This window comes from Demequina gelatinilytica, from assembly GCF_000971115.1.
In the GTDB taxonomy this organism is placed as follows: domain Bacteria; phylum Actinomycetota; class Actinomycetes; order Actinomycetales; family Demequinaceae; genus Demequina; species Demequina gelatinilytica.
The window spans coordinates 79,176-93,997 of the sequence record NZ_BBLV01000009.1 but is presented as its reverse complement, the minus strand read 5'-3'; the positions used below and the strand labels follow the sequence as shown (position 1 = coordinate 93,997).

16 protein-coding genes are annotated in these 14,822 nt (G+C 71.9%); 9 read left to right on the top strand and 7 right to left on the bottom strand.

Going from position 1 to position 14,822, the window contains the following annotated elements; translation table 11 throughout:
- Positions 1-53: 53 nt before the first annotated feature.
- Both AOM00_RS09225 and AOM00_RS09220 read right to left on the bottom strand, forming a co-directional pair.
- Positions 54-1,217, bottom strand: a complete 1,164-nt coding sequence (locus AOM00_RS09225) for an extracellular solute-binding protein (RefSeq protein WP_062517524.1) — start codon at positions 1,215-1,217, stop codon at positions 54-56.
- A gap of 49 nt (positions 1,218-1,266) precedes the next feature.
- Positions 1,267-2,280: an ABC transporter ATP-binding protein gene (locus AOM00_RS09220; RefSeq protein ID WP_062517523.1), complete on the bottom strand. Its 1,014-nt coding sequence runs from the start codon at positions 2,278-2,280 to the stop codon at positions 1,267-1,269.
- 115 nt (positions 2,281-2,395) lie between these two features.
- On the opposite strand from AOM00_RS09220, the gene AOM00_RS09215 reads away from it, so the two are divergent.
- Positions 2,396-3,157: a FadR/GntR family transcriptional regulator gene (locus AOM00_RS09215; RefSeq protein ID WP_169746835.1), complete on the top strand. Its 762-nt coding sequence runs from the start codon at positions 2,396-2,398 to the stop codon at positions 3,155-3,157.
- Entirely contained in the window at positions 3,154-3,870 is a 717-nt protein-coding gene (locus AOM00_RS09210) for a cache domain-containing protein (protein ID WP_062517521.1), read from the top strand. Before AOM00_RS09215 ends, AOM00_RS09210 begins: the two co-directional genes overlap by 4 nt.
- Before the next feature lie 22 nt (positions 3,871-3,892).
- Here AOM00_RS09210 and AOM00_RS09205 read toward each other — a convergent pair whose 3' ends face one another.
- Positions 3,893-4,366: a hypothetical protein gene (locus tag AOM00_RS09205; protein ID WP_062517520.1), complete on the bottom strand. Its 474-nt coding sequence runs from the start codon at positions 4,364-4,366 to the stop codon at positions 3,893-3,895.
- Between the two features lie 173 nt (positions 4,367-4,539).
- Here AOM00_RS09205 and AOM00_RS09200 point away from each other — a divergent pair, with 173 nt between their 5' ends.
- The gene (locus AOM00_RS09200; RefSeq protein ID WP_062517519.1) at positions 4,540-6,837 is read left to right on the top strand and encodes a beta-L-arabinofuranosidase domain-containing protein; all 2,298 of its coding nucleotides are present in this window, start codon (positions 4,540-4,542) and stop codon (positions 6,835-6,837) included.
- Here the strand turns inward: AOM00_RS09200 and AOM00_RS09195 are convergent.
- Positions 6,818-8,032, bottom strand: a complete 1,215-nt coding sequence (locus tag AOM00_RS09195; protein ID WP_062517518.1) for a benzoate/H(+) symporter BenE family transporter — start codon at positions 8,030-8,032, stop codon at positions 6,818-6,820. The genes AOM00_RS09200 and AOM00_RS09195 overlap by 20 nt on opposite strands.
- 58 nt (positions 8,033-8,090) lie before the next feature.
- Here AOM00_RS09195 and AOM00_RS09190 point away from each other — a divergent pair, with 58 nt between their 5' ends.
- The gene (locus AOM00_RS09190; protein WP_062517517.1) at positions 8,091-8,618 is read left to right on the top strand and encodes a helix-turn-helix domain-containing protein; all 528 of its coding nucleotides are present in this window, start codon (positions 8,091-8,093) and stop codon (positions 8,616-8,618) included.
- Positions 8,619-8,675: 57 nt separating this feature from the next.
- Here the strand turns inward: AOM00_RS09190 and AOM00_RS09185 are convergent, their stop codons facing one another.
- On the bottom strand, positions 8,676-9,572 hold the full coding sequence (locus AOM00_RS09185; protein ID WP_062517516.1) for a hypothetical protein: 897 nt from the start codon (positions 9,570-9,572) through the stop codon (positions 8,676-8,678).
- Positions 9,573-9,700: 128 nt separating this feature from the next.
- Between AOM00_RS09185 and AOM00_RS09180 the strand changes: the two genes are divergently transcribed.
- Complete coding sequence (locus AOM00_RS09180; RefSeq protein ID WP_062517515.1) at positions 9,701-10,240, top strand: peptidylprolyl isomerase; 540 nt, start codon at positions 9,701-9,703, stop codon at positions 10,238-10,240.
- 6 nt (positions 10,241-10,246) lie between these two features.
- Complete coding sequence (locus AOM00_RS09175) at positions 10,247-11,029, top strand: rhomboid family intramembrane serine protease (protein WP_062517514.1); 783 nt, start codon at positions 10,247-10,249, stop codon at positions 11,027-11,029.
- 484 nt (positions 11,030-11,513) lie between these two features.
- On the opposite strand, the gene AOM00_RS09170 is transcribed toward AOM00_RS09175, so the two are convergent.
- Complete coding sequence (locus AOM00_RS09170) at positions 11,514-11,762, bottom strand: cell division protein CrgA (RefSeq protein WP_082096848.1); 249 nt, start codon at positions 11,760-11,762, stop codon at positions 11,514-11,516.
- A 120-nt stretch (positions 11,763-11,882) separates the two neighbouring features.
- On the opposite strand from AOM00_RS09170, the gene AOM00_RS09165 reads away from it, so the two are divergent.
- The 3 genes from AOM00_RS09165 to AOM00_RS09160 are packed head-to-tail and all read left to right on the top strand — an operon-like array spanning position 11,883 to position 13,479.
- On the top strand, positions 11,883-12,692 hold the full coding sequence (locus AOM00_RS09165) for a class E sortase (protein WP_062517513.1): 810 nt from the start codon (positions 11,883-11,885) through the stop codon (positions 12,690-12,692).
- Positions 12,689-12,856: a hypothetical protein gene (locus tag AOM00_RS15455; RefSeq protein WP_156159112.1), complete on the top strand. Its 168-nt coding sequence runs from the start codon at positions 12,689-12,691 to the stop codon at positions 12,854-12,856. The genes AOM00_RS09165 and AOM00_RS15455 overlap by 4 nt, the downstream gene beginning before the upstream one ends.
- Positions 12,853-13,479, top strand: coding sequence for an aminodeoxychorismate/anthranilate synthase component II (locus AOM00_RS09160; protein WP_062517512.1), 627 nt, complete (start codon positions 12,853-12,855; stop codon positions 13,477-13,479). Before AOM00_RS15455 ends, AOM00_RS09160 begins: the two co-directional genes overlap by 4 nt.
- Here AOM00_RS09160 and AOM00_RS09155 read toward each other — a convergent pair.
- Entirely contained in the window at positions 13,457-14,758 is a 1,302-nt protein-coding gene (locus AOM00_RS09155) for a multidrug effflux MFS transporter (protein WP_062517511.1), read from the bottom strand. The genes AOM00_RS09160 and AOM00_RS09155 overlap by 23 nt on opposite strands.
- Positions 14,759-14,822: the final 64 nt, after the last annotated feature.

Sequence of the window (14,822 nt, the reverse complement as noted above, 5' to 3'; positions counted from 1 at the left end):
GGATGGGTGCGCCGGGCCCCGCGGGGGACGGGGCCCGGCGCCGGTCGGGGACGTCAGCCCTTGATCTCCTGCCAGGCCTTGGTCCACTCGGAGTAGTCGACGCACTCGACGTCCTCACGGCCGTCGACGCAGTCGCTCACCGGGGTGGTCCAGTACCAGATCTGGGCGGCGTACTCCTCGTCGCCCGCGTGGTACGCCTCGCAGTCGTCGCGGAAGTCGCATGCGGCCTCGGAGGACGGCGCCTCGCCGAAGTACGCGGTCGCCTGGGCGTTGACCTCGGGGCTCGCGATGTAGTCGAGCCACGCGTACGCGCAGTTGGGCGCCTCGGACTCGGATGCGATCATCCAGGTGTCGGACCAGCCGGTCGCGCCCTCCTCGGGGAGCACCACATCGGTGTTGCCGCTCGAGATCGAGTTCTGGATGACCTGCCACGTGGTGCCGACCACGGAGTCGCCGGACTCGAAGGCCTGGATCTCCAGGAGGTAGTCCGACCAGTACTCGCCGATGCTCGCGTTCTGCGTCTTGAGCAGGTCGACCGCGGCGGCGAACTGGTCCTCGTCGAGCGCGTACGGGTTCTCGATGCCCAGGTCGGGGTTGTGCGCCATGAGGTACATGGCGGCGTCCGCGATGTAGATGGGCGAGTCGTACGCCGTGACCTTGCCCGCGTAGTCCGAGGCCTTGTCGAACACGACGTCCCAGCTGGTGGGGGCCGGGGACACCTCGTCGGTGTTGAACATGAGGAGGTTGGCGCCGTAGCCGTGGGGCACCCCGTAGGACACGCCGTCGACGGAGTTCCACTCCTTGTCCTTGAGGAAGTCGAAGATCCCGTCGTAGCTCTCGAGCAGGTCGGTGTTGACGGGCGCGACCAGGTCCGCCGCGATGAGGCGGAGGGTGAGGTCGCCCGAGGCGGCGACCACGTCGTAGCCGCCGCTCTGCATGAGCTGGTAGGCCTCGTCGGAGGTGCCGTAGGTCTTGGCGTCGACCATGCAGCCGGTCGCCTCCTCGAAGCCGGACACCCAGTCGACGGAGGCGTCGTTGCTGCCGTCCTCGACGTAGCCGGGCCACGCGAGGATCGAGACGGAGCCTTCGGTGGCGCCCAGCGACGCGGCGGCCTCCGAGCCGCCGTCGGAGCTGGAGGTGCCGCACGCGGCGAGGGACACGACCGCGGTCGCGGCGAGGCCGGCCCGGAGGGCCGTGCGGGACGGGGACTTCGACACGGTTACTTCCTTTCGTTGGATGCTGCTCGGTGGTGCTGGCTGGGTGGGGTCAGGCCGCGGAGGCGTCCGACTCGAGGGGCGCGGCGGCGGCGGGGTCGATGCTCACGGTCACGCGGTCGCCGCGGCTGCGGCGCCGGCCGGCGCCGATGTTGGGCTCGAGCGCGGTGATCCGCGCGCCGACGTCGTCGAGATCGATCACGATGCGGTGCTCGGGGCCCGTGTAGATGACCTCGGCGATGGTGCCCGGCACGCCGCCGTCCGCGCCGTCGAGCGTGACTCGCTCGGGCCGCACGGCCGTGGCCACCGCGGGCAGCCCGAACCGTGCGGCGACGTCGGGCTCGAGAAGGGTCGAGGAGCCCACGAACGAGGCGATGAACGGGTTGCGCGGGTGGTCGTACACCTCGCGCGGCGTGCCCAGCTGGACCACCTGGCCCGCGTCGAAGACGGCCACGCGGTCGCTCAGCGTGAGGGCCTCGTCCTGATCGTGGGTGACGAACACGAACGTGATGCCCAGCGAGCGCTGGAGCTCCTTGAGCTCGACCTGCATCTGCTCGCGCAGCTTGAGGTCGAGCGCGCCGAGCGGCTCGTCGAGCAGCAGCGCCTGCGGTCGCAGCACGATGGCGCGGGCCAGGGCCACACGCTGGCGCTGGCCGCCGGAGAGCTCATGCGGGCGCCGATCCTCGAAGCCCGCGAGCCGGACCGAGGCGAGCGCCTCCTCCGCCTTGGCGCGGCGCTCCTTGCGCGCGACGCCGGCGACCCGCAGGCCGTACTCGACGTTGGCGATGACGCTGAGGTGGGGGAACAGCGCGTAGTCCTGGAAGACCGTGTTCACGGGCCGAGCGAAGGGCGCGAGGGCGGTGACGTCGCGGCCGAACAGCGCGACCGAGCCGGAGGTGGGCTGCTCGAAGCCGGCGATGATGCGCAGCACCGTGGTCTTGCCCGAGCCCGAGGGGCCGAGCATCGAGAAGAACTCGCCCTCGGCGATGTCGAGGTCGAGGTCGGCGACCGCGATGGTGTCGCCGAAGCGCTTGTGCAGGCCGCGGAGGCGGATGGCGGGGTCCATGCCCCCTTATTCATCTGGTTCCAGATGTCTTTTGCAAGACTCGGCGTGTAACGAGTTGATTAAATCTCTGGTTCCAGACCTTTCCGGGGTGCCGGAGGCGCGTCACAATGGCGCGGTGGGACTGATCTGGGGCACGGGCGCGTACGCCGCGCGCTCGGCCACCCATGCCGCGATCTTCGCGCCGCTCGCACCGGTCGGGCGTGCCGAGGCCGTCGCGCAGCGCCTCGCGGACGCCATCCAGCTGGGCCTGCTCGAGCAGGGCGAGCGCCTTCCCACCGAGCAGGACCTGGGGCGCCAGTTCGGCGTCGCGACGGTGACGGCACGGGAGGCGCTCGAGTCGTTGCGCTCCGCGGGGCTCATCGAGACGCGGCGCGGCCGCGCGGGCGGCAGCTTCGTGTGCGGAAGCGGGGACGATGCGCGGGCCGCCCTGACGTCGCGCCTCACCGGGCTGTCGCGCGTCGAGGTGCGCGACATGGGCCTGCACTACGGGCTCATCGCCGCTGCCGCCGCCGAGCGCGCGGCGCTGTTCGCGACCCCCGACGAGGTCGCGATGCTCGCCACGCTGATCGAGGACGGAGCCGTCGCGAACGGCGTCGCCGCGCGTCGCGCCGAGAACGGCATCCGGATCGAGGTGGCGGCGCTGTCGCGGTCCGCGCGCCTGGTGTCCGAGCAGGTGCGGCTCCAGGCCGAGTTCGGTCCGCTGCTGTGGATCGCGCTGCAGGAGCACGGCGTGGTCACCGGGAACGCCGCTCGCCATCGCCGGCTGCTCGCCGCGATCGGCGAGGAGAGCCCCGAGGGGGCGCGCGCGGTCGTCTCCGAGCAGGTCGGCTGGCTGGTCGACAGGCTCCTCGCGATCCGCGAGGGGGCGGATCGATGATCGCCGAGGCGATCCTCGAGATCGCGGATGTGCTGGGCACCGCGCTCGGGCCCGTCTTCGCCGAGGTCGCCGACTGGCGCGAGCGGCTCGCAGGAGCGCTGTCCTCCGGCGCCGCCTCCGGTCCCGTGGTCGACGAGGCGGTCGAGTGGCTCGTCGCTCCCTCCCTCGACGATGCGCGACCCATGATCGGTGCCGGCTTCGTCGCCGCGCCTGGCTATCTCGAGGACGCGCCGTGGCACCTCGCGTGGTGGGTGAGCGCGGCGAACGGCGTGGGCCTCGGCGCGCGTCCCGGGACGCTGCGACGCCTCGACTCCGTCGACAACCCGCTCGACGAGTCGTTCCACGACTACACGCGTCTCGAGTGGTGGCGTGGCGCGGTCGAGTCTGGCGGGGCCTACCTCACCGGCCCGTACATCGACTACCTCTGCACCGACGAGCTCACGCTCACGCTCACCGCGCCGGTCATGGTCGACGGCAGGCTCGCGGGCGTGGTCGGCGCGGACCTGTCCGTCGCACGGCTCGAACGGCTCACGGACGGCGTGCTCCACGGGGCCGCGGTCCCCGCGGTCGTCGGGACGGCCGCCGGGCGCGTGATCGCGGCGACCGATGCCGCGGTCGAGCCCGGCACCCCGGCACGTCGGCTCGGCGCGGGGTGGCAGTGGCATCCCGTCCCGGGGTGCGGCGGCACGCTCGCCGTCGCCGGCAGCGCCTGACGGCGGTCGACGCGAGGAGCGGTCAGCGCCCGAGGGTCCTCACCAGCAGCCGCAGCGCCTCGGCGCGCTCCCAGGCCGCGGCCGCATCGTCCTCGAGCCCGCGCTCGAGGCGCCATTGGCGCACGCCCTCGTACGAGCGGATATGGGCCATGATCGTGGCGATCGCCTGGCCCGTGGGGGTCACGGGCGCGCGCGAGGTGAGCAGCTCGGCTCCACCGGACTCGGCCCAGTCGGTGAGCACCTGGGCGCCCAGGTTGTCGTGATCGGTGCCGGCGTGGCCGTGGTCGCGCGTGCAGCGCAGGACGCGGCCGGAGAGCTCGTCGACATGGACGACCGCGCCGCACAGGATCCGCCGCTGGCGGGGCCGCGCATCGATCAGGGGCCCGTTGAGCAGCCGGTCGAGCCTCGCCCGGTGGCGTGCAGGGTCGTCGTCGAGCGGGGAGGGGACGGCGGGAGTCGCCGTGCGCCCGCGGGTCGCGGTCGGCCACGGGCTCATGGCCGGGCCTCGGCGATCTGCGGCATCGGTACCTCCACGTCCAGTTGCGTGTCCTATCGGCAGTCTCACGATCCTCTCAAGATGTAGGTTTTGCCAGGAAGTGTGCGATTCGCCACACCTCGTGCGAAGGCGACCCGGATCCACCGGTCGCGGCACCGGTCTATCCTCGAACCATGGGCGATTTCCAACGTTGTAATAACCCCGCTCCGCGGTCCTTCCCCGCAGGCTCCATCACGCTCGCCGGCGGTCCGCTGCTCGCCGCGCTCGACCGCTCCGTCGCGACCGCGCTCACGCATGACCCGCATCGTCTCCTCGCTCCCTACCGGCACGAGGCCGGCCTGCCCGCGCACGCGGAGCCGTACGGCGACTGGGAGTCGCGCGGGATGGGCGGGCACATCGGCGGCCATTACGTCTCCGCGCTGTCCCACCTCTACGCGGCCACGGGACGCGAGGACATCCTCGAGCGCCTGCGCACGATGCTCGACGGGTGGCGCGAGTGCCAGGAGGCGGTCGGGACCGGCTACCTGGGCGGCGCGCCGAGAGGCGTGGAGCTGGGAGAGGAGCTGCGCGCCGGTCGCATCGAGGCCGAGCCCTTCGCCCTCAACGGCCGCTGGGTCCCCCTGTACAACCTCCACAAGACCCTCAACGGGCTCATCGACGCGTACGAGGTCGCCGGGCAGGCGGACGCGCTCGCGATGGCGGTCGCGTGGGCCGACTGGTGGATGGGGATCTCCGCGGTTCTCGACGATGCGCAGATCGAGTCGATCCTCACCGCCGAGTACGGCGGCATGAACGATGCCTTCTTCCGCCTCGCCGCGCTCACGGGGCGCGACGACCTCGCCGCCGAGGGCCGCCGCTGGTCGCACCACCTCCTGCTCGACCCGCTGCTCGCGGGCGAGGACCGGCTGACGGGTCTGCACGCGAACACGCAGGTGCCCAAGGTGATCGGCTACGCGCGCTCGGGTGACGCGGACCTGGTCGACGCCGCGCACGTCTTCTGGGACGCGGTGGTCCACGAGCGCACCATCTCCCTTGGCGGTCACGGGGTGCGCGAGCACTTCCACCCCAAGGAGGACTTCCGCGCGATGATCCTCGAGGCGCTCGGGCCCGAGTCCTGCAACACGTTCAACATGCTCACCATCACGGACCTGTTCCGCCAGGCCTCGGACCGGCTCGACCTGGTCGAGTTCGCCGAGCGTGCGATCTACAACCACGCGCTCACGGTGCAGCACCCCGGCCACGGCGGCTTCGTGTACTTCTCCCCCCTGCGCCCCGCGCACTACCGCGTGTACTCGAGCCACGGGGAGTCGATGTGGTGCTGCGTGGGCAGCGGGCTCGAGAGCCACTGCCGCTACGACCGCTTCCTGTTCTCGCGCGACGGCGACAGCCCCCGCGTCGAGATCTACGAGCCCGCGACGCTCGACTGGGACGGCATCCGGCTCGAGGTGCGCGCCGATCTCAAGGCGTCGTGGAGCGTCGTCATCGACGTGACCGCGGCCCAGCCCCACCGGCGCACCGTGCGCCTGCGCATCCCCGACTGGTCCGACGGCGCGGAGGTGAACGTCGACGGCGAGCTCGTCGAGGTCGCATCCGACGCGCGCGAGGTCGCTCTCGACCGGCGGTGGGAGGGGACGACGCGCATCGTCCTCGAGCTGTCCCCCCACCTCGCGCTCGAGCCCCTTCCGGACGGCTCTCCGTGGGCCTCGTTCCGGCTCGGTCCGTTCGTGCTCGCGCACCGCGATGGCGCCGACGGGCTCGAGGGGATGGTCGCGACGGGCAAGGATGCGCCGCACATCGCCCTCGGGCCCCGTCGCCGCATGATCGAGACGCCTGCCGTGGTGGGCGAGGGCGAGGACGGCGCGTTCGACGCGGGCGTGCTCGGCCGGCGGGCGATGCTCACGGCCTTCCGCCTCGACGGCGATGCGCCCGTGCCGGTCAGGCTCGAGCTCGAGCCGTACAACGAGGTCCACGACGAGCGCGTCACCGTCTACTTCCCGGTGGGTGGCTCCGCCGACGAGCTTCGCACCATGCTGAGCGAGCTCGACGCGGACGAGCTCGAGGACGCCGACGTGGTCGACGTGGTCGCCCCCGGCGAGCAGCAGTCGGAGATGGACCACGGCTACGTGTCGCAGGCGTCCCGGATCGAATGGACCAACGCCCGCAGCTGGCGCATGGCGGAGGACTGGTTCTCCTACACCCTCAAGCCGCGGGCCGCGGGTCCGCACCTGGTGCGCATCCGGACCCTGGTCGGGCTGCCGTCCGGCGGGGACGATGCGGTGGTGCGGTTGGGCGGCGAGGTCGCCGCGCCCGCGTCGACCGTGGCGCGCAACGTGCCGCTGTACGGGGACGTGATCGAGTCGCTCTACGAGGTCGAGGCGCCGGCCGACGGCATCGAGGTGCGCTTCGAGGCGGGCCCGGGCGGGACGACGGCGGGCGTGGCCGCGGTCGCGCTCATGACCGCGACGGGCTGAGCGGGTCCGGGTGCTCGGCGCCGACGCCGGGACCCGCATGCTCGGACCGTGTCCGTGAGCCCAGCAGCGTGCGGATCGCCAGCCCTCCCACGAGCGCCCAGAAGGCGGACCCGATGCCCGCGAGCGTCGCTCCGCTCGCGGCGAGCATGAACGTCGCGGCGGCGGGGATGCGGTCCTCCGCCGCCGCGAAGGCACCCGCGAGGGAGGAGGCGAGGGTCGGCAGCAGCGCGAGCCCGGCCACGACGGCGAGGGCGTCGGTGGTGCCCGCGTGCGACAGCGCCACGAGCGTCGCGCCCGCGCCCGCGAGCACCAGGTAGGAGCAGCCGGCGGCGAAGGCGGCGATCCAGCGCCGTTCAGGGTCGCGGGCGGCGTCGGGGGATGCCGGCAGGGCGGCGGTGATGGCCGCGAGGTTGACGGCATGTCCGCCCCCGGCCGCGCCGAGCGCGGTCCCCGCGCCGGTGACCAGCATCGTCGCCCTCCACGGCACCCGGAAGCCGGCGCTCGCGAGCACCGCGATGCCGGGCACGTTCTGAGACGCCATGGTGACCACCGTGAGCGGCAGCGCGATGCCGACGACGGCCGCCCCGGTGATCTCCGGCGCGGTCAGGTCGAGGGTCGGCGGCACGAGCGCCCCGCGCGCACCGGCGCCGGCCTGCACCGCGATGACGGCGAGCGCCGCGGCGAAGGCCGTGGGCGTCGCCCACCGGAGGGCGAGGCGTTGCAGGGCCAACCAGATCACGATCACGACCGCGACGGGCCACGGGTCGGCGGCGAGCTCGGTGACGGGACGCAGGCACAACGGGACCAGCACGCCGGCAAGCATGGCCTGGGCCAGCGGTGCCGGGATCGAGGCGACGAGCCTGCCGAGCCACGGCCATAGGCCGATCGCCGCGATCAGGAAGCCCGTGACAAGGAAGGCGCCGACGGCGGCCGCCCAGCCCAGCGAGGCCTGCGTCGCGAGCAGCGCAGCACCCGGGGTCGACCACGCGAGCGTGATCGGCGTCCGCATGCGCCAGGAGAGCACCATGGTGCCCAGCCCGACGCTCACGCACAGCACCAGCAGCCCGGACGACGCCTGGTCCGCGTCGGCGCCCGCAGCGGTGAGGCCCGCGATGAGCACCGCGACCGAGCTGGTGAAGCCCACCAGCGCCGTCGTGACGCCGACCGCCGCGGCGTGAACCCAGGTGCGTTCCATGAACAGAACGCTATCACCCGTGTTCCGTTCATGGAACGCCGCACCGTATGCTCGAGGCATGGAGGCGGCGGAGCTGGCGCGGGTGATCGGCACGCGGGTGCGCGCGGCGCGGATCGAGCGCGGCATGAGCCTCGGGGCGCTCGCTCGCACCGCCGGGATCGGCAAGGGCTCGCTGTCGGAGATCGAGCACGGCTCGCGCAATCCCAACCTGTCGACGCTGTACGCCTTGGCCGCCGCGCTGGGCACGCCGCTCGCGGCGCTGCTGGCCCAGCATCGCGGCGCGGAGGTCGCCGCGGACGGCATCGTCGCCTCGCTGCTCGATGTCGACGAGGCGCAGGACGAGGTCGTCGAGGTCTACCGGCTCGAGCTCGCGGGCGGGCATGAGCACCGGTCGGGCGCGCACGGCGCAGGCGTGGTCGAGCGGCTGCTGGTGCTGCGCGGCGCCGTCACAGCGGGGCCCGTCGATGCTCCGCAGAGAGCCGCCGCCGGGCAGCTGATCACCTGGGTCAGCGACGTCGACCACGCATACGTCGCCGACGTGGGTGGTGCCAGCGCGCTGCTCACCGTCACGACGCCGCGGGCCTGAGCGCGAGACGACAGCGGGGCCCGGCCGCACGGCCGGGCCCCGCTGCGTGCTGCGCGACTACTTGTCGTCGGCCTTGTACTCGCCCTTGAGGTCGTCGATCTGCTCGCCGAGCTCCTCGGCGGCGTCCTCCCAGACGTCGCCCGCATCGTCGATGGTCGACACGACGCCGTCGGTGGCCCGCGCACGCGCCTCGTCGGCGGCCTCCTTCACCTTCTTGGCCTCCGTGACGGCGGTGTCCTTGACCTGCGTGAACGCGGGACCCGCGACCTCGGCGACCTTCTTGGCCTCCGTGACGGCGGTGTCCTTGACCTGCGTGAACGCGGGACCGGCCTTCTCGGTGATGACCTCGGCGGCGGCAGCGGCGGCGGCGCTCGCGGCGTCCGCGGCCTTCTTCGCGGCGTCGGCGGCGGCGTCCACAGCCTTGTTGACGTTGCGGCGCACCTGGTCCTTGAGGTCGCCCTCGGCGGCGAACTCCCACTCCTCGTCCTCGCCGGCCCAGGCATCGCGGCCCTGGTCGCGACGCGCCCACACCACCACGGCGGCACCTGCCGCCGCGGCGAGCGCGAGCGGGACCAGCACCTTGCCCCACGAGCGGCCGGCCTTGGGCTCCGGCTCCTCGCGCGCCGCGTCCTCGATCGCAGCGATCACCGCGGGGATGGCGGCGCCCACGATCGCGGCATGCGCCACGTCCGTCCACTCCGACGCCTTGCCGCCCGCCTTCTTCACGTACGGGGAGGCCTTCCGTGCACCCGAGTGGTACGCCTCCTGGACCTTGGGTCCGGCCCACTCCTTGGCGTGCTCGACCTGCGGTCCCGCCCACTCCTTGGCGCGCTTCGCGGCCTTCCGCGCGGCGACCGAGGCCTCGCGCGCGGCCTCCTGGGCCGCCTTCGCCGCATCGGCCGCCTGATCGCGCGCCTTGTCGGCGTCGAAGCCCTGGAAAGTCACCTTGCTCATGCTGCGCTCCTCCTGGTCCGTGGGGACTTCGCCCCCGTGCCGAGGGGAACGTCCCCAGGCAGAAGGCTGTTCCGTCCATCGTGCCACTTGAGGCGCATCGAGGCGAGGGGCATGGAACAATAGCGGGCATGATCGCAACCCTTCAGACCACCGCCGGGGACATCCGCATCGAGCTGTACCCGGACCACGCGCCCGTGACCGTCAAGAACTTCGTGGGCCTCGCCACCGGCGAGAAGGAGTGGAAGAACCCCGCGACCGGTGAGAAGTCGAACGACCCGTTCTACGACGGCCTGGTGTTCCACCGCGTCATCAACGGCTTCATGATCCAGGGCGGCTGCCCGCTCGGCACCGGCACCGGCGGCCCGGGCTACAACTTCGACGACGAGATCCACCCCGAGCTCCGCTTCGACGAGCCCTACCTGCTCGCCATGGCGAACGCGGGCCAGCGTCTCAACCCCATCACCGGGCGTCCGGGCGGCACCAACGGCTCGCAGTTCTTCATCACCGTGGACAAGCCGAGCTGGCTCAACGGCAAGCACACCATCTTCGGCAAGGTCGCGGACGACGAGTCCCGCGCGGTGGTCGACAAGATCGCCACCACGCCCACCGATGGCCGCGACCGTCCCCTCGAGGACGTCATGATCACCGGCATCTCCATCGCCGAGTAACACCCGATGACATCCGATCCGGGTGCCGCGGCGCCCACGTGCCCGCGTCACCCGGACCGGGTCTCCTACGTCCGCTGCCAGCGCTGCGGACGTCCCGCCTGCCCGGAGTGCCAGCGCCCCGCATCGGTCGGCATCCAGTGCGTCGACTGCGTGCGCGAGGCCGCGTCGCAGCGCCGACCGATCGTCAACCGGCTGGGCTTCACCACCGCGCACGGCACCCCGTACGTCACGTACACCCTGATCGCGCTCAACGTCGCGGCCTTCCTCTACGGCACGTTCGTCATGGGCACCGCCACGTGGCAGGACGCCTGGGGGCTGTGGACGGGCCTCAGCCCCGAAGAGCTCGCGATGTACTCCAACGTGGGCGACGAGTGGTACCGCTGGGTCTCCTCCGGGTTCGTGCACTTCGGCCTGCTCCACCTCGGCATGAACATGCTCGTGCTGTTCCAGTTCGGGACGCAGCTCGAGCCCATCCTCGGCCGCATGCGCTTCGCGGCGCTCTACCTCGCGTCGTTGCTGGGCGGCTCGCTCGTCGCCACGCTCATCGCGCCATCGGTCGCGCTGCACGGCGGCGCATCGGGAGCGATCTTCGGGCTCATCGCCGCCTACGGAGTGGTGCTCTCCAAGCTCAGGCTCGACTACCGCTCGCTGCTCACCACGGCGGGGCTGTGGCTGGTGCTCGGCTTCGTGATCCCGAACATCTCGTGGCAGGGTCACCTGGGCGGTGCGGTCGCCGGCGCGCTCACCATGCTCGCGATGCTCCACTGGGTCGAACGCAGGCCCGCGTAGCCGTCCCGCATCGAGGCCCCGTCGCATCCGCGGCGGGGCCTTCGTGCTGCCCGGGTCCGCTCGACCCGCGCGCCGCCCCGGCCTGCGGACATGGTGGCTGGTTGCCGGACCTGAGAGATCACCGCGCCGCAGTGGTCGCTGGTGGTCGGGCGCTTCGGTACGCCTGGCCGGCGGCGACTCTCAGGCACCACTGCGAGACGAGGACCTCCAGCAACCGACCATGAGCCACCACTTCGGCACGGGGGTGGGCGCCGCTCCGGGGCTTCCCCACAGGCCCGGGCCCTGCATCGTCCCCAGGTCATCCACAGGCCGAACCTGTGGACAAGTACGGCGCGAACCCCTGGTTTCCCCACACTCATCCACAGATGTGAATGACATCCGTGTAGTTATCCCCATCTCCATCCACATCCGGGGGATAACTACACCGGTGTGTTTTTCTCCACCGCTGTGGAGGGATCTGGGGAGAACTACAGGCGTGTGATTCCTACTTCCAGCGGGTGAGGAGGCCCATGCCCGTCGCCATGAGGACGAAGCCCACGATGAGGTTCATGTCGCCGATGCCGGGGATCGGGTACTGACCCTTGGCGGTGTAGTACACGACGATCCACACGGGGCCCGCCACCAGCAGCGTGAGCGCGGTCGGCAGCAGCCACTTGGGGTTGTCGGACTGGGGCTTGCCCAGGTTCCGGGGGGCCTTGTAGACGTTCTCGTCGCGCTTCTTCGACCTTGCCACTGCACACTCCGTCGCTCTGCTGTGACCGCGCACGCGCGCGGTGCTCAGGCACAAGGGTACCGAGCGTGGTGCGCAGCACGGGATTCCCGCACGATGCGCGCTCCCGTAGGCTTGGCGATCATGCCTGCATCGGTGGAAGTCCCCACGCAGCCAGGCGCGCCGGCACCCGAGCCGCCGCGCCGGCCCAGCGTGGGTACGCGCCTCATCTCCCTGGTAGGCGAGCTGTGCATCATCGCGGGTGCCGTCATCGGCCTGTATGTGGTGTGGCAGCTGTTCTACACGGACATCGTCGCGGACCGCGAGCAGGCGGAGGTGGTCGACAACCTCGACTGGGCCTACACCGGACCCATCACCGCGGGCGAGGGTGCGGACGACGGTCCCCTGGTCATCCCCGCCGAACTCCGCCTCTCCCCCGACACGGCGCCGGTCATGGACGAGCCCGCGTTCGGGGAGACGTTCGCGACCTTCTACGTCCCGCGCTGGGGCACCGACTACGTCAAGCCCATCTCCGAGGGCGTCACGCGTACCGAGATCCTCGACGTGCTGGGCATCGGCCACTATCCCGACACGGGCATGCCGGGAGCGCTCGGCAACTTCGCCATCAGCGCGCACCGGACCACGTACGGCAAGCCCTTCAACCGCATCGCCGAGCTGCAGGACGGCGACGCGCTCGTGGTGCAGACGGAGGAGGCCTGGTACGTCTACCGCATGACCGACGACCTCATCGTCCAGCCGACCCAGGTCGAGGTCATCGCGCCCAACCCGTACGACGACGCCGCGGCGCCGGACTCGCACTACATCACCCTCACCACGTGCCACCCGATGTTCTCGGCCGCCGAGCGGTACATCGTGCACGGCGAGCTCGAGTACTGGGCCCCTACCGGCAACGGCGTCCCGCCCGAGATCCTCGAGGAGATCCCGCAGCCATGATCTTCCCTGCCGTGTGGCGCATCCTTCCCGGCCCCGCGTGGCTGCGGGTGGTGCTCCTGCTCATCCTGATCGCCGCGATCGTCGTGGTGCTCTTCCAGTGGGTCTATCCGTGGTTCTCGGTGACCTTCGACATCCAGGACCAGAACGTGGAGGCCGTGCCATGACCCGCATCCTTGTGGTCGACAACTACGACTCGTTCGTCTACACGATCGTCGGCTACCTGCGCCAGATGGGTGCGGAGACGGTGGTGGTGAGGAACGATGCGGTGGCCGAGGCCGGCGACATCTCCGCCTACGACGGCGTGCTCATCTCCCCCGGGCCCGGCACGCCGGCGGAGGCAGGCGCGTCCATGGACGTCATCCGCGCCTGCGCCGAGACGGGGACGCCGATGCTGGGCATCTGCCTGGGGCACCAGGCGCTCGCCGAGGTCTACGGCGGCGTGGTGTCGCACGCGCCCGAGCTCATGCACGGCAAGACGTCCTCGGTGACGCATGTCGGGGCGTCGGTCATGGACGGCCTGCCGTCGCCCTTCACCGCGACGCGCTACCACTCGCTCGCGGTCGAGAACCCGACGGTCCCCGAGGAGCTCGCCGTGACGGCCTCGACCGCCAACGGCATCATCATGGGGCTCCAGCACAAGGAGCTCCCGCTCCACGGCGTCCAGTTCCACCCGGAGTCCGTCCTGACGGAGGGCGGGCACCGGCTGCTCGCCAACTGGCTCGAGGTGTGCGGCATGCCCGACCCCGAGGGGCGGTCCGCGGGGCTCAGCCCGCTCGTGCGGCGGTAGCGGGCGACGAGGACCGGCGTCCGGCGAGCACCAGCGCGAGCATGGCGGTCGCCGCGCACGTCAGCATGACCAGCGCCAGCGGCACCGCCGAGGCGCCGCCGAGGCTCACCAGCGGCGTCACCAGGGCCGCGAGACCGAACTGGAGCGCGCCCATGACGGCGGATCCCACGCCGGCAGCGAGAGGCACCGCGCCGAGCGCGAGGGCGGTGGCGTTGCCGAACACGAGGCCCAGGCTCGACACGGCGACGAACAGGGGAAGCGCCAGCCAGCCCGTGGGGGTCCCGACGGCCACCATGAGCGCCAGCGCGAGCGTGGCGCCGAGCGTGGTGCCGATGCCGATCGTGAGCAGCCGACGCACCTCGTGCGTCGCGGCGAGCCTCGCGGAGACGCCGCTCACCACCATGAGGCCCAGCGCGTTGAGGCCGAACGCGAGGCCGTAGGTCGCCTCGCCGAGGCCCATCATGTCCTGGTAGAGGAAGGGCGACGCCGAGATGTAGGCCATCATCACCGCGAACGCGAAGGAGAACGACGCGGTGTAGCCCACGAAGGTGCGAGAGCGCAGGGCGCGCAGCGGTGAGCCCGAGGCGAGCCGCTCCGCGCGGTCGGCGAGGCGCCGCTCCGCGGGGTACGACTCCCGGACCACCGCCACGATCGCGACGACCATGATCACGGACAGCGCGACCACGATCGCGAGGATCCCGCGCCAGCCGAGGGGATCCACGAGCACGCCGCCGAGGACCGGGGCGACCACGGGCGCGACGCCGCCGACGATCATCATGAGGCTGAAGGCGCTGGCCGCCGCCTTGCCGACCGCGAGGTCGGAGATGATCGCGCGACCGATCACCATGCCTGCCGCACCGCCGAGCCCCTGGAGCAGGCGGGCGGCGACGAGCACGCCGGCCGTGGGGGCGAGCACCGTGGCGACCCCCGCGACCACCATGAGCGCCGCGCCGGCAAGCAGCGGCGGGATGCGACCGAACCTGTCGGAGAGCGGGCCGAACACCAGCTGGCCGGCGGTGACCCCGAGCAGGAACGCGGTGAGGGTGAGCTGGATGCTGGTCGCGCCGACCCCGAGGTCGGCGGTCATCTGGGGGAAGGCGGGGAGGTAGAGGTCGGTCGCGAGCGGGGCGATCGCCGACAGGAGCCCGAGCACGCCGAGCAGCGCGGCCGTGATGCCCTCGCCCGCGCTCGGCCCCGCGGACGCGGCGCGGCCCGGGCCGGCCGGCGCCGCCTCGGTGGTGGGGCGCACGTCGTCGGAGGTGCGGGGCGCAACGGGCATGACGGATCCTCTCGGAACGGGGTGATTATGAAATCATAACTTATGACGTGGCGCGGCGTCTCTC